This window comes from Levilactobacillus yonginensis (assembly GCF_003946265.1).
Classification (GTDB): Bacteria; Bacillota; Bacilli; order Lactobacillales; family Lactobacillaceae; genus Levilactobacillus; species Levilactobacillus yonginensis.
The window spans coordinates 12,482-33,328 of the sequence record NZ_RHNO01000007.1 but is presented as its reverse complement, the minus strand read 5'-3'; the positions used below and the strand labels follow the sequence as shown (position 1 = coordinate 33,328).

General features: G+C 47.3%; 18 protein-coding genes. 14 read left to right on the top strand and 4 right to left on the bottom strand.

Annotated features, from left to right (window positions below):
• Nucleotides 1-68: 68 nt before the first annotated feature.
• The 7 genes from rbsR (at nt 69) to EKM87_RS05225 (ending at nt 9,148) form a co-directional block, all read left to right on the top strand.
• Entirely contained in the window at nt 69-1,076 is a 1,008-nt protein-coding gene (gene rbsR, locus EKM87_RS05255; RefSeq protein ID WP_125682593.1) for a ribose utilization transcriptional repressor RbsR, read from the top strand.
• Between the two features lie 129 nt (nt 1,077-1,205).
• Nucleotides 1,206-2,129, top strand: a complete 924-nt coding sequence (gene rbsK / locus EKM87_RS05250) for a ribokinase (RefSeq protein WP_125682591.1) — start codon at nt 1,206-1,208, stop codon at nt 2,127-2,129.
• 297 nt (nt 2,130-2,426) lie between these two features.
• The gene (gene tkt, locus EKM87_RS05245; protein WP_125682589.1) at nt 2,427-4,451 is read left to right on the top strand and encodes a transketolase; all 2,025 of its coding nucleotides are present in this window, start codon (nt 2,427-2,429) and stop codon (nt 4,449-4,451) included.
• Between the two features lie 134 nt (nt 4,452-4,585).
• On the top strand, nt 4,586-5,479 hold the full coding sequence (locus EKM87_RS05240; protein ID WP_125682587.1) for a C40 family peptidase: 894 nt from the start codon (nt 4,586-4,588) through the stop codon (nt 5,477-5,479).
• A gap of 116 nt (nt 5,480-5,595) precedes the next feature.
• A complete protein-coding gene (locus tag EKM87_RS05235; protein WP_125682585.1) occupies nt 5,596-6,633 on the top strand; it encodes a DUF1002 domain-containing protein in 1,038 nt (345 codons plus the stop codon).
• Between the two features lie 490 nt (nt 6,634-7,123).
• Complete coding sequence (locus EKM87_RS05230) at nt 7,124-8,695, top strand: LysM peptidoglycan-binding domain-containing protein (RefSeq protein ID WP_125682583.1); 1,572 nt, start codon at nt 7,124-7,126, stop codon at nt 8,693-8,695.
• A gap of 246 nt (nt 8,696-8,941) precedes the next feature.
• A complete protein-coding gene (locus tag EKM87_RS05225) occupies nt 8,942-9,148 on the top strand; it encodes a hypothetical protein (RefSeq protein WP_125682581.1) in 207 nt (68 codons plus the stop codon).
• Nucleotides 9,149-9,226: 78 nt separating this feature from the next.
• Here EKM87_RS05225 and EKM87_RS05220 read toward each other — a convergent pair whose 3' ends face one another.
• Nucleotides 9,227-10,186, bottom strand: a complete 960-nt coding sequence (locus EKM87_RS05220) for a diacylglycerol/lipid kinase family protein (protein WP_125682579.1) — start codon at nt 10,184-10,186, stop codon at nt 9,227-9,229.
• Between the two features lie 479 nt (nt 10,187-10,665).
• On the opposite strand from EKM87_RS05220, the gene EKM87_RS05215 reads away from it, so the two are divergent.
• A complete protein-coding gene (locus EKM87_RS05215; RefSeq protein ID WP_125682577.1) occupies nt 10,666-11,028 on the top strand; it encodes a nuclear transport factor 2 family protein in 363 nt (120 codons plus the stop codon).
• Nucleotides 11,029-11,201: 173 nt separating this feature from the next.
• Here EKM87_RS05215 and rnjA read toward each other — a convergent pair whose 3' ends face one another.
• Both rnjA and EKM87_RS05205 read right to left on the bottom strand, forming a co-directional pair.
• On the bottom strand, nt 11,202-12,881 hold the full coding sequence (gene rnjA / locus EKM87_RS05210) for a ribonuclease J1 (protein WP_125682575.1): 1,680 nt from the start codon (nt 12,879-12,881) through the stop codon (nt 11,202-11,204).
• On the bottom strand, nt 12,878-13,096 hold the full coding sequence (locus EKM87_RS05205; RefSeq protein WP_125682573.1) for a DNA-directed RNA polymerase subunit epsilon: 219 nt from the start codon (nt 13,094-13,096) through the stop codon (nt 12,878-12,880). Before EKM87_RS05205 ends, rnjA begins: the two co-directional genes overlap by 4 nt.
• 202 nt (nt 13,097-13,298) lie before the next feature.
• On the opposite strand from EKM87_RS05205, the gene EKM87_RS05200 reads away from it, so the two are divergent.
• Nucleotides 13,299-13,793, top strand: coding sequence for a hypothetical protein (locus tag EKM87_RS05200; RefSeq protein WP_125682571.1), 495 nt, complete (start codon nt 13,299-13,301; stop codon nt 13,791-13,793).
• A 134-nt stretch (nt 13,794-13,927) separates the two neighbouring features.
• Here the strand turns inward: EKM87_RS05200 and def are convergent, their stop codons facing one another.
• Complete coding sequence (gene def, locus EKM87_RS05195) at nt 13,928-14,488, bottom strand: peptide deformylase (RefSeq protein ID WP_125682569.1); 561 nt, start codon at nt 14,486-14,488, stop codon at nt 13,928-13,930.
• A 277-nt stretch (nt 14,489-14,765) separates the two neighbouring features.
• Between def and pdhA the strand changes: the two genes are divergently transcribed.
• From pdhA to EKM87_RS05170, 5 genes are all read left to right on the top strand, one after another.
• Nucleotides 14,766-15,881: a pyruvate dehydrogenase (acetyl-transferring) E1 component subunit alpha gene (gene pdhA, locus EKM87_RS05190; RefSeq protein WP_125682567.1), complete on the top strand. Its 1,116-nt coding sequence runs from the start codon at nt 14,766-14,768 to the stop codon at nt 15,879-15,881.
• 2 nt (nt 15,882-15,883) lie between these two features.
• Nucleotides 15,884-16,861 (top strand): alpha-ketoacid dehydrogenase subunit beta, encoded by a 978-nt coding sequence (locus EKM87_RS05185; protein ID WP_125682565.1) that lies wholly within the window; start codon nt 15,884-15,886, stop codon nt 16,859-16,861.
• Nucleotides 16,862-16,937: 76 nt separating this feature from the next.
• The gene (locus EKM87_RS05180; RefSeq protein ID WP_125682563.1) at nt 16,938-18,254 is read left to right on the top strand and encodes a 2-oxo acid dehydrogenase subunit E2; all 1,317 of its coding nucleotides are present in this window, start codon (nt 16,938-16,940) and stop codon (nt 18,252-18,254) included.
• A gap of 8 nt (nt 18,255-18,262) precedes the next feature.
• Nucleotides 18,263-19,690 carry a dihydrolipoyl dehydrogenase gene (lpdA, locus tag EKM87_RS05175; RefSeq protein WP_125682561.1) on the top strand — a complete coding sequence of 476 codons (1,428 nt, stop codon included), beginning with the start codon at nt 18,263-18,265 and terminating at the stop codon, nt 19,688-19,690.
• Nucleotides 19,691-19,938: 248 nt separating this feature from the next.
• Nucleotides 19,939-20,847, top strand: coding sequence for a Rossmann-fold NAD(P)-binding domain-containing protein (locus EKM87_RS05170; RefSeq protein WP_125682559.1), 909 nt, complete (start codon nt 19,939-19,941; stop codon nt 20,845-20,847).

Here is a 20,847-nt window from a genome sequence, read left to right as displayed (position 1 = left end):
TGGTCACATAATTTACCCGGGCGTGGGGTATAATGAGTACAGGTTTAAAGGAAATGGTGGAGGTTGCTATGACACGTAAAGTAACGATTCGGGACCTTGCAGAAGCGGCGGGCGTCTCGGTCACGACAGTTTCACAGATTCTGAATGGCAAGGGCGAACGTTTTAGCCTGGATACGCGTCGACGGGTCCATCAACTACAAGAAGAGATGGGCTACGTGCCCGACTTCAACGCCCGTAATTTAATCATGAAGTCCGCGCAGACCATTGGTGTGTTGGTGCCAAACCTGGGGAACCCTTTCTTCAGTATGTTCATTCGCGGTGTTCAGCAGACCAGTCGGGAGCGGCACTTCATCCCGTTGATTTTTGGCGCTAATCATGACGAAAAATTAGAAAGTTATTACCTCCAAGAACTGATTAAACGGGCGGTGGATGGCCTGATTATTGCGAGTGCCTCCATCACGGGTGAAGCAATTGATAATATCTTAAAGAAAAATGGGATTCCTTACCTGCTGATCGATCAGAACGGCGGCCCCAGCGTTGACCGGGTCCGAATTAATGATCAACAGGGAGGACAGCTGGCTGCACAGCATTTAGTAGCGCTGGGACACCAACGAATTGCCGTGGTGATGCCCGAGCATCCCACCCAAAACTTACTGATTCGGTTGGATGGGTTTCGCAAGCAATTGGCTGAGCTGGGTGTGCAATTGGCCACTACGGCAGTTGTGACGGCAGCCATGACGAAATTAGGGGGCTACCAGGCCACCTCAGCTGTCTTAGCTCAGAAACCAACGGCAGTCTTTGCCATTAACGATGAGACGGCCCTGGGCCTGATTCGTGGATTACATGAACAGGGCCTCAAGGTTCCCGAGGACATTTCGGTATTGGGGTACGATGACATCGACTTGGATGAGTACGTTGTCCCCAAGCTGAGTACGATTCATCAGCCAGTTGTGACGATGGGCCAGCAGGCAACGACCTTGCTGATCAATCGAATTCAGGACCAACGCCAACCAGAGCAACTGGTCAATTTACCGGTTGAACTGCGGGACCGTGAAAGCACGGGGCCGGTGAAATAAATTTTATTTAGTTCTTGTAAGCCTTTTCGAAACATGATACGCTAGGGTTATTCAAAACGGGTTGCCCAGTGTGTCGGCAATACGTAAAACGTTTTACAAACGATTCTGCTTAAGGAGTGAAAGTTAATTATGTCAAACAAAGTTACGGTTCTGGGAAGTCTCAACGTTGATACGACGCTACGAGTTGCACGGATGCCCCAACCAGGAGAGACGCTGTCTACTGAAAACAAGACGAGTGCTGCTGGTGGGAAGGGGGCCAATCAGGCGGTTGCTGCTGCCCGAGCTGGTGCACAGACTAGCTTTATCGGGAAGGTCGGCAATGATGACGCCGGTCGTTTCATGGTAGAATCTCTGAATAACGATAACATTGACACCAGTGCCGTTATCACGGACAAGACGGTGGGAACCGGTTCTGCCTTCATTCTGTTAGATGAAGCGGGCCAAAACAGTATCTTGGTTTACGGGGGATCCAATCAACAGATTGAGGCGGCTGAAGTGGTTGCTCGCGAAAGTGAAATCGCCAAGGCAGATTTCCTGATCACCCAGTTTGAAACGCCACAGGCGGCCACGTTGGCTGCATTTAAAGTAGCTAAGCAACATGACGTTACGACGATTTTGAATCCAGCGCCAGCTGCTAAGATCGACCCTGAAATCTTAAAGGTAACCGACTTAGTGGTGCCTAATGAAACTGAAAGTGCTGAATTAACTGGGATTGAAGTGACTGACGTTGCGTCCATGGATGCCAATGCCAAGAAATTCCGTGAAATGGGTGTCAAAAACCTGATCATTACGGTTGGGAGTAAGGGTGCTTACTACGCAACTGAAAAAGAAAATGGGTTCGTGCCAGCCTTCAAGGTCAAGGCAGTGGATACGACGGCCGCTGGTGACACATTCATTGGTGCATTGAGTTCACAACTGTTGCCAGACCTGAGCAACATTGCCACGGCTTTAGTCTTTGCACAACGGGCAAGTTCATTAACGGTTCAAGGTTTAGGTGCTATGCCATCGATTCCAACGTTTGATCAAGTTCAAGCTGCGAACGCTAAAGGCTAGTTTCAGAAAATAACTTAACAAACGACTATCTTTCGATTAATTTTCGGAAAGATAGTCGTTTTTTTGTAGAATTTGTGACAACCGGTTGCAACATTGTGAAATCGGTATATTTTCATACGAGTGGGAAAGTGACTTTTAAACCGCTATAGACCAGTATTCATAAAACCAGTTGCATTACAATTGCTTAATTGGTATAGTTATGAAAGTTGGTAGTTACCCACCAACCAGGTTGTACTTTGGTATAACGAAAATGATTGGCCGTGGTCAGTCCGGCCGGATTAAGTGAGGTTATTTGTGATGTTGAATACAGCTACACGTTCCGAATCGACTAATTTTGATGAAACTGATCAGCAAGCGGTTAATGCCGTTCGTATGCTGAGCATGGATATGATTTCGCGGGCTCGTTCCGGTCACCCTGGGTTGCCATTGGGGGCAGCACCCATGGCATACGTCCTATTTTCACGGCACTTGCGGGTGGATCCCTCATTTCCACAGTGGTTTAACCGAGATCGGTTTGTTTTATCCGCAGGTCACGGTTCAGCGATGCTCTACAGCCTATTGCACCTCAGTGGATTTACGTTGAGTCGGGACGATTTAATGAATTTTCGACAATTGGGTAGTAAAACGCCTGGTCATCCAGAGTACGGGGTTACCCCCGGTGTTGACGCCACAACGGGTCCATTAGGGCAAGGAATCGGCATGGCTGTGGGGATGGCCATGGCAGAAGCTCATCTGCGCGGGGATTATAATCAAGATGGGTTTGATGTTGTCGATCACTATACTTACGCATTATGTGGGGACGGCGACCTGCTGGAAGGGGTAGCAGCAGAGTCTGCTAGCCTAGCGGGCCAGTTAAACTTAAACAAACTAATTGTGTTGTATGATTCAAACGATATTTCACTCGATGGTCCCCTGGCCAATGCTAGTCATGACAATGTCGGCCAGCGCTTTACCAGTTACGGGTGGAACTACTGGTTGGTTGAAGATGGTAACGACTTGTCGGCAATTAATCGCGCCATTGAAGCGGCTAAGGCTAATGTGGACGGTCCAACCTTAATTGAAGTGAAAACCGAAATTGGGGCCGGGAGTCCTAATGCTGGTACAAACAAGGTTCACGGCGCACCACTAAATGATGAAGATTTAGCAGCAACTCGGAAATTCTATCACTGGAATGCCGATCCTTTCACGGTACCAGCGGCGGTTCACGAACGGTTTATGACCACCATCAAGTCGCGTGGCTGGGCAAGCCATCAGGAATGGTCCAATCTCATTGCCCGGTACTCAAATGAGGAGCCTGAATTAGCAGCTCAGTTTGCTAAAGGTATCAGTAAGGCCGTTCCAGCTGACTTAGATCAGCAATTACCAACTTATTATAAGAAGGATGCATTGGCCTCACGTGCCAGTGGTCATGAGGTCTTGCAACAATTGAGTGCCCAGTGTCCAAACCTGTGGGGTGGGTCCGCCGATCTCTTTAGTTCCAACAAGACGGCTGTCAACGATGAAGAACGGTTTGCACCGGATAATCTAACTGGTCGTAACCTGTGGTTTGGCGTGCGGGAATTTGCCGAAGCTGCAGCAATGAACGGTATTGCGCTACATGGTGGGACCCGAGTTTACGGGTCAACGTTCTTTGTTTTCTCGGACTACATGAAGCCAGCCATTCGTTTGGCAGCGCTACAACAACTACCCGTAATTTACGTCTTTACCCATGATTCATTAGCCGTGGGTGAGGATGGCCCGACTCATGAACCAGTGGAACAATTAGCAGCATTACGGTCGATTCCGGGGCTCACTGTCTATCGGCCAGCCGATGGCAATGAGACGGTCGCCGCTTGGCGTGAAGCACTACTAGCAACTGATCACCCAACAGCAATCGTGTTGACCCGTCAGGGGTTGCCGACGTTACCTAAGCCTGCTGCTCGCGTTCGGAGCGGTGTTAAGCGGGGAGCGTACGTGGTCGCCGATGCTCAGGATGAGGCAGAAGGGATTCTGATGGCTTCTGGTTCTGAAGTTCAGTTAGCCTTACAAGCACAGGAAAAATTATTAGCGTTGGGCCACGATGTCCGGGTCGTTTCCATGCCGGGAATGGCGACCTTCAATGCGCAGTCAGCAGACTACCGTGAGAGTGTGTTGCCAGCCCATCTTCGTCGCCGAGTAGCCATTGAAATGGCCAGCGGTGGTGATTGGTATAGGTACATCGGACTTGATGGAACCGCTTTATTACAGGAACAGTTTGGTGCGAGTGGAAATGGTCCAGCCGTGATGAAGATGGCTGGTTTTACCCCAGACGCCGTCGTACAAGCTTACCTACAACTGAAATAACCTGGAAAGAGTATCTGCGACTGAGAGCCAGATGCTCTTTTTTTCGGACCGGATTTAAAGAAAGTCACGTCCTCAACTAGTAAGTTTTCGAAATTATTGGTATATTGGACGTAAAGACACTGGAGGCGGTTTTAATGGAAATTAGACGGATCAAGGTTCCGACGGCACTGGTTTGGTCAGCGCCGACTGCTGTAACTGAAGTGGATCAAGACTACATACAAGATGGCGATTTGACCAAATGGTTAGCGAGCTTGCAGCCTGCAGACCAGGAGCGCCTATCTGATCAAGACTGTATTGTTACCGAGGCATTATTCAACGACCGCGTCGTCTTGGATCGGGTTGAAGGTGACTGGGCTCATGTCTTTGTTAAGCGTCAAGATAATCGTCAAGAGCGGCGGGGGTATCCAGGCTGGTTACCATTATCACAGATGACTGCTGACGACGAAGAACTGGAATATCCCACGACCACGGTCCGGCTCGTACAACCTGAAACACCTTTACTTGACGGTGACCGTCAACCGATTGCGCAGTTACCATTGGGCACGATTTTGACGACCACTGGCCAAGATTCAGAGTGGATTCAAGTAGTGACGCCCTTAGGCCGCGGCTGGATTTCGGCGAGTGCTGCTAAGCTGGGCGTTACTGGTGCCGATGATGGCAGTCGGTTATTAACGCTAGGCAAACAGTTCATTGATACGCCGTACCTGTGGGGTGGCATTACCCCACAAGGGTTTGATTGTTCTGGTTTAGTTTACGCCTTACATCGAGCGCTGGGATACACGGTACCGCGAGATGCTCAAGACCAGTTTGCGAATGGTTATCCCATCGCCCCAGAGGCGTTGGCGGCTGGGGACCTCGTCTTCTTTGCCCGGGAACATGGTACGGGGGCAATTCACCACGTCGGACTCTATGCAGGTAGCGGACAGGTCTTACACGCACCTAAACCGGGCGAAAACGTCCGGTTAACCTCTCTGACAACACCGAAATTTGCGGCTGAATATGCTGGTGCACGGCGGTTCTGGCAATAATTTCAAGTCTGAAGAATTCTCTAAGGTCTGGGCTAAAATGCGGTCAGCTACACGGTCCATGCTATACTCAGCTTAAGGGAATCGATTAAGAAAAAAGTGAAAAGAGAGGAATCATGATGAAACTCAAACACGTTATTTTAGGACTTGCAGCCGCCGTTTTGGCTGTGGGAATTGGTGGTAGTACCGTTCGGGTCCACGCCGATACAGCGGACACTGCAGATACGACGAGTAGCACAACTGGTGACAGCACTTCGTCTGATAGTGGCAGTACCGTTCAGACCAAGGCACTCTCCAAGGCGTACGTGGTTTACGGCGCTGGATTGGCTAGCGAGGACAAGGATACCGTTTCAAACGCGTTGGGCGTTAAGTCTAATTATACGTCGTTGACCGCTTCCGGTAGTGATTACGCGAAGTATCTGAATTCAGCTGGGACGACCGATGCCAGTATGATCAGTTCCGTGGCGTTAGCACCAGCGGACCCTGGTACCGGCGTCAAAGTCAACATTGCCAACTACAATGGTAGTAATAACATTACAGAAGTGACCTCTCAGCAATATGCGATGGTTGCCACGATGGCCGGGGTTAAGGACGTGATTATCACGGTCACGGCCGATAAGTCCGTTTCTGGTGAGTCAGCGCTGACTGGAGTTTATAAAGCTCTGGCAGCCGATGGTTTAACGCTGAATTCAGAAAACACGCAAGCAGCAAACGGTGTGCTGGATGCGACTCAACCAGCCATTGATTCAAACAGTAGTGACAAGAAGTACCCTGGGAAGCTGATGGCTGCCGTAGGGGATGTTTCCTCTGATTTGGCTAAACAACGCCAGAACGGTAACGACTTGGCAACCAAGTCGGACATTGAAGACATGTTGAACAAGGCCTTGGCTAAACGGGGAATTTCTGATAATACCAGTTCAACACAGATTACCAATATCGCGGTAGCTTTGAGCAAGGTGCAACAAGCCCCAGTTTCTACGAGTAAGAGTTACGTCACCAATGTAACAAATGTGGCAAATAGTCTAGCCAACAGTATTGGCAATAAAATGGCGGGTGTGAAAGACTTTGCAAACAGTGCTGATGCCCAAAAAGCTGAGAATTTCATTGTGAGAATTTGGAACAGCATCGTTAATTTCTTTAAAGGATTAGGCAATTAAAAGTCACCGGAACGGTGAGATAACTAATAAACGGGCGTAAAGACGCCCGTTTTTTTGTGCAGAAAATTTTATTTCACAAAGTCTGGCTGAAATGATTTAGTTGTAATGTACAGAAAGCGACATCGAGAACAACTTGTATTTTGCAATTTGACCAACCGGATGAAAACGCTGCCGCTGTCAACTAAATAATTGTGTTTGGATTCATCAGGCAAAAGAACTAACGTTTGCTAGCTAACAAGAATAGTTCCTTGATATAATAGGCTTTTAAAAGACAACAATCTCGTGAAAACGATTACGGGGAATACATGTTCTTGGCCTAAAATCCGTTAATATTTCCTTAATAATTCACAAGAAACTGGGAAAACGTGTGGTAATATGAATTTGTGATTCGTATTGAGTATGAACGAACGTGACTGTCACACGATTGATGTGCAGTTGTCGTTCACGCTGTTTTTGAAATCTAAAGTCATAAAAGGACGTGTTGGTAAAGATGAGTACAGGACAACGAACAACTAAAGCAGTCGTTGGGGTCGTCGGTGCCATTGGCGCATTTGCCGCTGGGGCCACGATCACCGCAAACGCAGATAGCATCAAAGTTCAACAAGGGGACACCGTTTGGGACCTTTCTCAAAAGTACAATGTCTCTATTTCAGATTTAGAACAACAGAATTCAATCGACGCTAAGACTGACCTGATTTTTGTTGGGCAACGGTTACAGGTTAAATCAGCTAAGAATAGTCAGCAATCATATACGGTAAAGTCTGGGGATACTCTTTGGGATCTTGCACAGACTTACCACTTAACAGTCGCACAATTACAGAAGGCCAATGGGTTGTCAGGTGACACGTTAAGTGTTGGTCAAAACTTGATCATCCCATCTAGTGCCACTAAGACCGCACAAACTAACCAGAGTACTCAAGCAACCCCTAGTGCAACCCGGCAATCGACTCAAAAGGCCGCTGCCGTTCAAGCACAAATTGTTGCCGCACAACAGGCAGCAGCTAGCAAGCAGCAACAAAAGCAAGCGCCCGCTACGACGGGGAGCTCTAACACTAAGACTTCCAGTGCCAGTTCTGTAACTGGTTCTTCATCACAGTCACAGAGCCAGGCTGCTAGTCAGAGCCAATCTTCTACGCAATCTACTAGTACCAGTACGTACAAGCACCAACAAGCATCAACATCATCAGCTACACAGGCACCTTCACGAGCAGCTTTGACGAAGGCAGCACCAAGTTCTAGTGCCAGTCAATCAACGACTGTGAGCCAAAGCCAGAGCCAACCAGCTACGACACAAAGCCAGTCAGTTGCATCTTCAGGGTCAAGTGCCACGGCAACGAGTCAATCGACGCCACAAAAGTCAACGACTCAGGCAAGCGTTCAGTCATCAGCTACTAGTCAGCAATCGACCCAGTCGTCCACATCTGTTGCACCGAAAACGACGCGTGCGGCTGTCGCACCATCAACCAGCCAATCAGCTGCAACGTCCAGTACTACCACGCAAACCGGTAGTCAAAATGCGACGGCTACGACTTCGGCCCAATCGACTAAGACAACTAAGAAACGGATCAAGACGACTACCCGTTCTGCTGTGGCGCAATCAGCAGCAACGTCTAGTAGCTCTGCTACCACGCAAAGTAGTAGTTCGACGGCCGCAGTTAAGACTTCTAGCAATACCAAACCAGCCAACACAGCTGGTTTAACCTCAGGCTCTGTTACGAGTTTAGCTTTGAAGTTGTCCACCGCAAGCATTCCTTACGTTTGGGGCGGTTCATCATTAAGTGGGATGGATTGTTCTGGCTTAGTGGCTTACGTTTATGCTCATGCGAACGGCGTGAGTTTGCCACATAACACAGTTTCACAAGAAAGCCGTGTCTCAACGCACTCTGTAGCCAATGCACAACCAGGAGATATTTTATTCTGGGGAAGCAAGGGTGCTAGTTATCACGATGCCATTTACTTAGGGAACAACCAATACGTTCACGCACCAGCTCCTGGTCAAAATGTAAAGGTCCAATCCCTTAGCAAGTACTTCATGCCATCCTTTGCCGGGACGGTCAAGTAATCGTTTTCAAAAGGGCGACCGTTTCTGAGAATTAATTGGTTGTGAAAAAAGTTCATTTGAAGGCAACTTAAGTCGCAACACTCCGCAAGATGTGGGGCACAAAACTTTTCACAATCTTCTTGCAAATCCAAATGTTTGGTGATATTGTAGTGACATCGAATTACGGTTCAGTAAAGATGTTTAAGTTTCTACCACGAGGTGAGAAACTGAACCACAATATCATTAAATCAAGAGGAGTTGTTAAAGGTGAGTAATCGAATTGAGATTCTGGAAGAGTATCGGCGGGCTAATTCACAGCTGGCTACGTTAAAACGGAAGGAATCCGAAAGTGTTCATTCTAGTGCTGACACGGTTCTAATTGAACCCCAGTTTGGGAAAGAAATGAATGACTTGTCCAATAAGTGCGCTCAGCTGGACATGATTCTGGAAGCTATGGAAGCTTCTGAAGACTAAATTAAACCTGTGAGTGGGTCAAATAACTCACAAAAAAAGCCTCACCATCAATGATTGATGGTGAGGCTTTTTTTGTGACTAAATCGTGATATCGAACCAAAATGGGTACTGTTCAACGCCAGCGTACACGTCGAAGAAGCGACCACCCATCTCTTCACCGTCTAACTGGCCATATTCGATGGCTGGGACGGTTAGGTGGACTCGTGATGCCTGATAGTAGTGAACGGCCTTAGACGACAAATGACGCTTAAATACGAGCCGTAAAGCTAGCCAGAGCAATTTGAAGAAATTTGGTTTTTCAATAACGACTAAATGAAGTTTGTGATCGGTGATTTTGGCGTTAGGTGCAATGCCAACGCCGCCCCCAAAGTAGGGGTGATTGGTCGTGGTAACCAAGAAGGCGTGCGGGTAGATATCCCGCCGATTGCCAACGTGCACGGTCAAGGTGAAGCCAGTTTGGTTGTAGTACACGCTCAGAGCAGAGGCCAGGTACGAAAGCGACCCCAGATGATGTTTATTGAGCCAAACTTTTGCCCGCGACTGGTTCGCTTGGGAGATGATGGCGGCATCGAAACCAATACCAAGATTATTGGTGAAAACACCACGTTCCTGCTTGATCGTTTCGTTGTAGGTCCCAATGTCATAGTTGGTCGAGTGGGTACACTGAATCACTTGGTTTAACGCTTCGTGCCAGTTAAGTGCCATGCCGGCACCACGAGCAAAATCGTTCCCTGAACCAATCGGAATGTAAGCTACTGGAATGGGATATTCACGGTGAAGCTGCGTGAGGCCATTGATGGCCTCGTGGAGGGTGCCATCGCCACCAACGGCGAGGACGACCCATCCTTGATGCGGTTCATCCGGTAATTGTTTACCGAATTGTTCGCTTAATAACACGGTGTGGTGGGGGTACTCCGAAACCGCTACTTGGTAGGAGACCTGAGCAGCATCGAGACGCTCTTTAATCTGAGGCCAAAGCGTTCCGGCGTGGCCACTTCCCGCATGTTCGTTTAAGATGATATAGAACTGGACACTCACCGTACTGCTCCTCTCAATTTTTAGTCCATTTCATTATAAACGAAAACGTCAATGGTGCCTAGTAATTCCGGAGGAACTTTCCTTTGTTATAAGAAATGGCCATAATGGGTGATTAATTTTTTTTTAGCGGTCGGTTCTGAGCATTGAACGGTCAAGATATAGAGCTGACTTAACTCGCGAATCAATCAGTATCAAAGAAATTTTGAATTGCTATATACAAGATGCTGCGGTATCGGCTTTGCACCGAACAAGATGTATCCTGCAACTATGCAGACTTTGGCGTGATTTAGGCAGTTGAACCGCCGAAACATTGCGTGAATTGTCGGAGCTTTAGCATTGCTTGCTAACTGTTCCTCCGAGAAAATGACGACAGTTAAGATGCAACCTTAGTGCCTAATCCAGTTTGTTTTTCAATCTTTAGATTTCTTTACTTCTTGCCGGTTTTGTCTAAACTAAGTGATTATGGAGGGGGAATCTGTATGGATACAAGAGTGGAAATAGTTAAGCAGTATTTTCAACTGTCAGACTTGGCATCCAATGATCGACAGGCATTAAGTGCGATAATTGCGCTCTTTTCGAGTAAGGCGGTTGTTAAGAGCGCGAATGGTATGACGGTTGAGACGCCAAGTGGAATTGCACGCTTTTTTGAGAACTTTTTCAAGGACAATCAAGAACTGCGGCATCTTTGCCACGTCGTCGCCACAAAGGATGGCTATCAGGCAGAGTGGGCAGTTGCTGGACGTAAGCAGATGGGACAACTATTTGCATTTCATGGGACCGATACCTATACGTTTGATCAAAACGATAAAATAAGTTTTCTACAGGTAGTGATTGATTCTTAATGGTTCTGTGTGACAGTTTCCTAGGGGACTGGTAATGAATTGAAAGAACTGATTTGATTGACTCACAATCAGACTCCTTTGGGTAGGCTACAAGGAAGTCGGCTGCGAGTCTTTTTAGGATTGATTTAGTGCATAAAAAAGGTGATTGGCATTAGCCAATCACCTCATGAAATTTACTTGGTCATAATAAACATTGGTAAAATCATTGGATGCCGTTCAGTCTTCTCGAATAAGAAGTTCTGAAGATCATCAATGACAGCGTTGCGAATGGAAGCTTCGGTAGCCTTCGGATTGCGCATCGCCCGCCGAATCGTTTGGAAGACACGCCGACGACCTTCATTTAACAACTCGCCAGATTCACGCATGTAGACGAATCCACGAGAGAGGAGGTCGGGACCAGCTTTGATTTCCTGATTCTTCAGGTCAATGGTTGCCACAACGACAACTAACCCTTCTTCAGAAAGCAATTGCCGGTCACGTAACACAACGTTACCGATATCACCAATACCAGAACCATCGATGTACACGTCACCAGCGGCGAAGTGACCCGCCACCCGAGCAGAGTCCTTGGTCAAGGCCAAGACATCCCCGTTTTGGAGGATGAAGCTGTGATCAAGTGGGACACCACATTGTTCAGCAAGCTCAGTATGAATCTTCAACATCCGGTATTCACCATGAATTGGCATGAAGAATTTAGGTTGCATCAGCCGCAGCATCAGCTTCTGTTCTTCTTGACCACCATGGCCAGACGTATGGATGTTGTTGACCTTACCGTGAATAACGTTGGCACCAGCTTCTTCCAGCTCGTTGATCACCCGGTTCACAGAAATTGTGTTCCCAGGGATTGGGTTACTGGAGAAGACGACCGTATCGCCAGGTTGAATGGCGATTTGCCGATGAGTTCCGTTGGCGATCCGTGAAAGGGCCGCCATGGGTTCACCCTGTGACCCGGTACAAAGAATCATGACTTTGTTAGCCGGCATTGAGCGAATCGTGTTGGCATCAACCAGAGCGTCATCCGGAATATTGAGGTAACCCAATTCCCGACCGTTAACAATGGCAGCTTCCATGGAACGACCGAAGACAGCAATCTTACGCCCGTGGGCGAGGGCCGTCTCGCAGGCCGTTTCGATCCGTGAAATGTTTGAAGCGAATGTTGCAAAGATGACTCGACCCTCAACTTGGTCAAAAATCTTCCGGATAGATTTACCTACCCATTTTTCTGACTTCGTCCAAATTGGGCGTTCAGCGTTGGTACTATCCGACATGAGACACAGAACACCATCGGCACCAAGTTTGGCCATCTTTTGAAGATCAGGCGGCTGGTTCGTAACGGGTGTTAAGTCGAACTTATAGTCACCCGTTTCCACAATTGTCCCAACCGGCGTATGAACAGCAATCCCCAAAGTATCAGGAATTGAGTGGGTCGTCCGGAAGAAGGTGACACTCATCTTTCGGAACTTGAGCACAGTGTCGTCATCAATTGTGTGTAGTTCAGTCGATTTAAGTAATCCGTGTTCTTCAAGTTTGTTCTTAATCAGTGCCAAGGCCAGGGGCCCCGCGTAAACGGGAACGTTCAAAGCCTTCAGCAAATACGGGATACCGCCAATATGGTCTTCATGGCCGTGGGTGATCACTAGCGCCTTGATCTTGGATTGGTTTTCAACGAGGTATTGATAATCGGGAATTACATAATCGATTCCTAATAGTTCGTCTTCCGGGAATTTGATTCCGGCATCAATCAGAATAATTTCGTCCTGAAATTGGATACCGTAAGTGTTCTTCCCAATTTCACCAAGTCCACCCACGCCAAAGATAGCAGTCTCGTTATTTTTGACGTTTAACTTGTTCATTCACCGAACTCCGTTAATTTGTAATTCGGATTCTCTTGTTCGTAAGCCAAGGTTTTACCCTCAATGGCTTCAATGAATTCGATATTGTGATCTGTGTGTTCTTCTACCAACGCCCGTGCTTCAACTTCCGTTGGGGCGTCTAAGTAGAGAGAGTGGGTATCCTCGCGCTTAGGATTCCGCTTGTTATCGTTTTGGTAATATACTTTGTAAATCACTAACAAAACTCCTTTAATTTAAACGATTTAATCCGCCGGTTTGACACTATTGTAGCGAATCATGAATGTCCTTCCGAACTGCGGGTTGCTTACACAACAATTAGCACAATTTTAGCATAGTTTGGGCCGATTGTATAGAATTACCCCTAGACGTTAAAACATGCTATGATTAAACTAGCATGAAGTGAACGGAGGAGACGCCATGGCACTAACAGTGGAAATAATTATCGGCATTGTCATTGCCTTCATTATTTATGAAATGATTCACCACATGATTGTCCAACGGGCAACCCGAATGGTTCGTTATTCGGCTCAAAATGAGACTGACGTGGCGTTTAAGGCCGCGTTACAGCGACTGGTCAATGAAGATGTGTTGACGGAAGAGGAGTGTAAGATTAGCTCGGCTGAAACAGTGGCGGATGTCTGGGGCCGCGGCGTCATGGCGTTTGAGTATGCGATGCCCATCGGAATGGATGTCGAACGACGGTTGCCGGAGCTAGAGCAGGCCTTTAATGATGCCTTGGCTAGCTTTAGTGCAGATCATCAGATCAAGTCCGTGGTTTCCGGCTCAGCCTTTGTGGTCAGTGACATTTGGGTGTACGAAGATCGGTTACATATCGACGTGGCCTATTTGATGAATGAATCAACGGTGGAGTACCTCAAAGATTTAAAAAAATTGGGTGATTCAGAACACTAGTTATACAATGGTAGAAACAGGATTATTTTGTTCGTTAGTGAGCAAGATAAACTGCGAATTGATGGCATTATGGCGGTAAAAAAGGTGTGACCGAATTTTTCGGTCACACCTTTTTTGCACATACTCTATAGAAACTACTCAATCATAATCATGTCTTCATCACGGCCGAAGGGTTCATCCTTACTGATATGGTCGTAGAAGAGGGTCCCGTGCAAGTGGTCAATTTCATGTTGGCACACGATGGCGGGGTAGTTTTTTAGGCGAACCTGGTGTTTTTCACCATTAACGTCGTAATACCGCAGGGTGATGCGGTCATGACGAGGAACAAAGCCAGGAACGTCTTTGTCTACGGACAGACAACCTTCACCTTCAGTCAAGGCACCCGCTTGAACGGATTCCGAGATGATCACTGGATTAATGATGACATCAGTGAAGGGTGACTTGTCGCTGCCTTCGGGGGCAGGGACCAGAACGGATGCCATCTTCTCAGAGACACCGACTTGGGGAGCGGCTAAGCCGACACCGGCCCGCAACCCATATTTCTTACATTGTTCTGGATCTTGCGAAACAACTAAGTATTCCATTAAGTCTTTTGCAAGTTGTTGGTCTTCCGCTGAGAGCGGAAATTTAACATCTGCAGCTTCTTGCCGTAAGACGGGGTCACCGTCACGGACGATATCTTTCATGAGAAACAAGAGCAATTACCTCCGCTAATAAAATCTAGATATTCTACATTGTAACATAACACGAAAAAAACATGAAATGAAAAGAAAACGCTTTCTTTTTTCAAAAAAAGCGAAAACGTTTAACTGCAAGCCCCACAAGGGATTTCACCTCATCCCTTTATTAATCGCTATGAAAGGGCTTGCATGGGTTCTGAAAAAATGGTACTTTATAACCGTAGTCAGGAAACGCAACGTTGACTCACTTTAGTTAACAATTTCATATTTAAGTGAAAGGAAAGTGTTACTTATGGCTAATGGAAGCAAACAGATTGTAGACTTTGCCAAGATCAAAGCTACGATGGCCGACCCATACAAGCACCCGGTTCAAGTCATCGATCGTGAAGGTAAGGTCGTCGATCCAGACACGTTGGCAAAATATTCAGATGACCAACTTGTCGACTTCATGAAGAAAATGGTTTGGGAGCGTACGTTACACGAACAAACAATGAACTTCTCCCGTCAGGGTCGTCTCGGTTTCTATGCTCCAACCGCCGGTGAGGAAGCCAGTGAAATGGGAAGTGTTTCTGCATTTAAGGAACAAGACTTCCTATTACCTGCTTACCGTGATTTACCACAAATGATTCAACACGGTACTACCGTTGCAAAAGGTTTCTTATGGTCCAAGGGTCATGTTGAAGGTAATCAACATGAAAATCCTAACATGTTATTCCCACAAATTATTATCGGGGCACAATATGTTGAAACTGCCGGTGTTGCTTTAGGTATCAAGAAGAACAAGGACGAAGATCGTGTCGCCTTTGCTTACACCGGTGATGGTGGTACTTCACAAGGGGACTGGTATGAAGGGGTTAACTTCGCCAGTGCTTACCAAGCACCCGCTGTCTTCTTTGTTCAAAACAACGGCTGGGCAATTTCAGTTCCTCGTCGCAAGCAAACGGCTGCCGAAACTTTGGCACAAAAAGCCGTTGCCATGGGTGTTCCTTCCGTCCAAGTTGATGGGATGGATATCATTGCGGTTCACGAAGTTGCTGAAGCTGCTCGGGAATACGCTGCTGCTGGTAATGGGCCTGTCGTTATTGAAACGTTAACTTACCGTTTCGGTGCGCACTCATCTGCCGGTGATGATCCTTCACGTTACCGGACTAAGGAAGAAGAAAAGCCTTGGTTCGATGCTGATCCATTGATTCGTTTCCGTAAAGTTCTTTCTGACAAGGGTCTTTGGTCACAAGCTGACGAAGACAAGTTAGTTGATCAATACAAAGACGAATTCAAGGAAGCAATGAAGGAAGCTGAAGCAGCTCCTGCACAAAAGGTTTCTGACTTCTTGAAGTGGACTTACAACGTTCCTACTCCAGCAGTTAAGAAACAAATTGCAGAATTTGAAGCAAAGGAGTCGAAGTAATCATGGCTAAAATGACGTATATCAAAGCGATCACTTCCGGATTGGATCAAGTCTTAGGCGACGATCCTAAGACCCTGATCTTCGGTGAAGACGTTGGTAAAAACGGTGGTGTGTTCCGGACGACTGTTGACTTGCAAGACAAGTACGGTGAAGACCGGGTATTCGATACGCCATTAGCTGAATCTGGGATTCTTGGTTTAGCTATTGGTTTATCCTTAACTGGCTGGCGTCCAATTCCAGAAATCCAATTCATGGGCTTCACTTTCGAAGCAATGGATGGGATTGTTGGCCAATTGGCTCGTGATCACTACCGGTTTGGTGGACAAAAGAACTTCCCTGTTACTGTACGGACACCATTTGGTGGTGGGACTCATACCGCTGAAATGCATGCCGACAACTTGGAAAACTACTTCACTAGCACTCCTGGGCTGCGGGTTGTTACCCCATCTAACCCATACGATGCTAAGGGCTTAGTTATCTCCGCTGTTGAAAGTGATGACCCAGTTCTGTTCATGGAAAACTTGAAACTTTACCGTTCAATGAAGGATGAAGTTCCAGATGAAAAGTACACTGTTCCATTGGACTCCGCTAAGGTTGTTCGCGAAGGTACTGATATCACTATCGTTGCCTACAGTGCTGAAGTTAACGAAGCTTTGACTGCTGCTGATGCTCTGGCAAAAGACAACATTTCTGCCGAAGTTATTGACTTGCGTTCACTGTCTCCAATTGACACGGATACCATCTTTGCTTCCGTTGATAAGACTCACAAGGTCGTTATCGTCCAAGAAGCACAACGGATGGCTGGTGTTGGTGCAGTCGTTGCATCTGACATTGCTGAAGAAAAGATCATGTCCTTGGATGCACCTATCGGCCGGGTTGCTGCCCCAGATAGTGTTTACCCATTTGCCCAAGCTGAAAACGACTGGATTCCAAACTCAGACGATATCGAAGCTAAGGCTCGCGAAATTTTCAACTACTAATTTAAACTTAACTTAAAAAACACAAAAAACAATGTGGGAGACATCCTGCATTAGGAGATAGAAAGGAAGTTTTCCCATGGCTTATACGTTCAAACTCCCAGAGCTTGGTGAAGGGATGGCCGAAGGCGAAATTTCTTCATGGCTTGTTAAAGAAGGAGACGCAGTTAAGGAAGACGACACGTTAGTCGAAATCCAAAACGATAAGTCTGTTTCAGAATTACCATCACCCGTTGATGGCACGATTTCAAAAATTGTTGCACAAGAAGGGGACACCGTTGAAATCGGTGATCCACTGATTGTTATTGATGACGGTTCAGATACACCTGCTGACTTAGGTGGCGCTGCTGATGCTGCTCCTGCAGAAGAAGCCGCACCCGCTGAAGAAGCTGCTCCAGCCGCAGATGCTGCCCCAGCTCCAGCTGCCGCACCAACCGGTGTTCCAGCTGCTTCAGATCCTAACAAGTTGGTTATGGCAATGCCTTCTGTTCGGCAATATGCCCGTGACAAAGGTGTCGACATTACCCAGGTTGCCCCAACCGGGAACCATGGCCAAATTCTGAAGGCTGATATCGATAACTTTAACGGTGCTGCCGCACCTGCTGAAGCTGCCGCACCAGCAGCCGCTGCTCCAGCAGCTGGCAAAGCTACTGCGGGTCAAGCTATCAAGCCTTGGAAGTCTGACAATCCAGATCTGGAAACTCGTGAACCAATGTCACCAATGCGGAAGATTATTGCCAAGAGCATGCGGACTTCTAAAGACATTGCTCCTCATGTAACTTCATTTGATGAAGTTGAAGTTTCAGCTCTGATGGCTAACCGTAAGAAGTACAAGGAAGCCGCTGCTGACAAGGGTATCCATTTGACCTTCTTGCCATACATGGTTAAGGCTTTGGTTGCCGTTATGAAGGAATTCCCTGAATTGAACGCGTCTATTGACGATACGACTCAAGAAATCGTTTACAAGCACTACTACAATATTGGTATCGCTACCAACACTGATGATGGTCTTTACGTACCAAACATCAAGGCAGCTGATTCCAAGGGTATGTTTGAAATCGCTAAGGAAATCTCTGAAAACTCACAAGCTGCTTACGACAACAAGTTGAGTCCAGCTTCAATGTCCGGTGGTTCAATCACCATCAGTAACGTTGGGTCAATCGGTGGTGGCTGGTTTACACCAGTTATCAACCAACCTGAAGTTGCTATATTGGGTGTTGGCCGGATTGAAAAAGCACCTTACGTCAACGAAGATGGCGACATCGCAGTTGGTCGGATGCTGAAGATTTCCCTGAGTTACGATCACCGTTTAATCGATGGTGCCTTAGCTCAAAACGTTTTAAACAAATTCAAAGCATTGCTGCATGATCCAGAAATGCTGTTAATGGAAGGATGACAGAAAGTATGGCAGATGTTGAAAAAAAGGACACCGTCATCATTGGTGCCGGCCCCGGCGGATATGTTGCCGCTATCCGGGCTTCTGAATTAGGTCAAAAGGTTACTTTAATTGAAAAGTCCGATACCCTTGGTGGGGTATGTCTGAACGTTGGCTGTGTTCCTTCCAAAGCCTTAATTCAAGCGGGTCACCGTTTGGAACAAGCTGAAGACGGCTCAACCTACGGCATCTCAACGAAGTCAGCTACCATCGACTTCAAGAAGACCCAGGAATGGAAACAAACCAAGGTTGTTGACCGGATGACCAGTGGTGTCCAAATGTTAATGAAGAAGCATCACGTTGACGTTGTTAACGGTGAAGCTGTCTTCTTGAGCGACACCCAACTTCGGGTTATGCCTACGGGTGAAAAGCAATTCATGTCAACCGATACGGGTCAGACTTTCGAATACAATAACTTGATTATTGCAACCGGGAGTCACCCAATCCAGATTCCTAACTTCAAATTTGAAGGCCGGGTCGTGGACTCAACTGGTGGCTTGAACTTGCCTGAAATCCCTAAGGAATTCGTTGTTATCGGTGGTGGATACGTTGGGACTGAACTTGCTGGTGCATACGCTAGCTTGGGCGCTCACGTAACGATCATTGAAGGAACGAAGTCAATTCTGCCTAACTTTGCTAAGGACATGGTTTCCGTTGTTCTTAAGAAGCTTAAGAAGAAGGGCGTCGACGTCATCACGAATGCGATGGCTAAGAAGTCCGAACAGGATGACAAGAGTGTTAGCGTTACCTATGCCGTAGATGGCAAGGAAACGACGATCAAGGCTGACTACTGCATGGTCACCGTTGGACGTAAGCCTAACACTGATACCTTGGGTCTTGAATACACCAAGGTTAAGTTGAACGATCGTGGTTTGATCGAAGTTGATAACCAAGGTCGGACGGCCTCAGAACACATCTGGGCTGTTGGTGACGTTGTTCCTGGTGCTGCATTGGCTCACAAGGCCTTTGCTGAAGCTAAGACTGCTGCCGGTGCTATCTCTGGTGAAAAGACTGCTAATGACTGGTTAAGTGTTCCAGCTGTTTGCTTCTCTGACCCTGAAATTGCAACTGTTGGTTACAGTGAAGCTGCTGCCAAGGACAAGGGTATCAAGGTCAAGACGGCTAAGTTCCCATTTGCTGGGAACGCCCGTGCCGTTTCATTGGATGCGCCAGATGGCTTCTTCCGTCTCATCTACACGGATGACGACAACAAGAACGTTGTTGGTGCCGAAGCGGTTGGCTTTGAAGCCAGCACGATGGCTGGTGAAATGTCAATCATCGTTAACGACGGCATGAACGTTGAAGACGTTGCTTTGACCATTCACCCACACCCAACGTTGAACGAACCTATTCAGGAATCTGCTGATATTGCTATGGGTCTGCCAACCCACGTCTAAGATTCTTGGTAAACAAACATGTGTTACAAAAGGACTGCCAGAGATGGTGGTCCTTTTTCGTGTGTTCATTTGGTTTTTCAATACAGGTGAGCAGTTGTTGTGCATCCGTACATGAGTAGTCGTTGTGAGAGGGGCGTCCTGTCATTACCGCTAAGCACTTTGGCAAAATAGGCGTAACAACTTGCTATCCCGGTAGGTTCACTTATAATGGAATCATGTTTACATTTTCGTCAAAAGGGAGGGTCACCATGAAGCCGATTTTAATGATTCAAGGGAACTATGAAGAGGCCAGTCAATTGATTCAGCAGTTGTTGATCACTGACCTGCCGTTGGATGTGGTTGTGATGCCGAATACGACTGACGATACGCCACGTTATCAGCCGCTCGTGGTGGCCAGCGCCATCTGTCCGCATCTGAGCGTACGGGTTGGAACGGCTGCGGATTACGGTCAGGCCACTTGGTTGGTCGTTTTGGACCGATATGAAGCTGAGACCGAGGCTACGACTTCCGTAGCTGAACTGCGCGTGTTGATGAATAGAATTGTGGAGAACGGGTTTAAGGGCCAATTAATCTTCTGTGGGGCTCAAGATGAATTGATGACGTACTTTGCCTGGAAGTTATCCGGTTTGCAGCCTAATCAAATTTGGGGCTTGGGAACCTACCCACTGACCCGGTTACTGACATATCGGTTGGCTGAACGACTCGGCGTCGGCGCTACCGCCATTCAGGCCGCTGTCGTTGGAACGGCCGTGGATCCAATCGTGGCTTGGAGTAGAACGTACGTAGGTCCGGCACCCATTTTGATGTATTTAGCCAATGAAGATGCTGGATTTAGTGCAGAAGATTTGAGCAAAATGGCTACCTGGTTACACCGTGAGGCAATGGAGCAGCAAGTTACCTTGCGTTTTATGGGGCTTATTCGCCTGCTAAGGGGTGTGTTAGCCGAGCAACCACTCATTGTGGCAGTCAGCAATATTCAGGCTGAGAAACCAGTATATGCGGCTGCAACGCCGGTCCTGGTAAATACCAGTGGCGTTAAACATTTGACTAATCTGGTTCTGTCCGAAGACGAACAGCAGGCCTATGATGAACAGATTCAAGGATTACGTGACCAAATTCAAGAAATTGAGAGTCACCAAACGGAGGGACGAAACTAA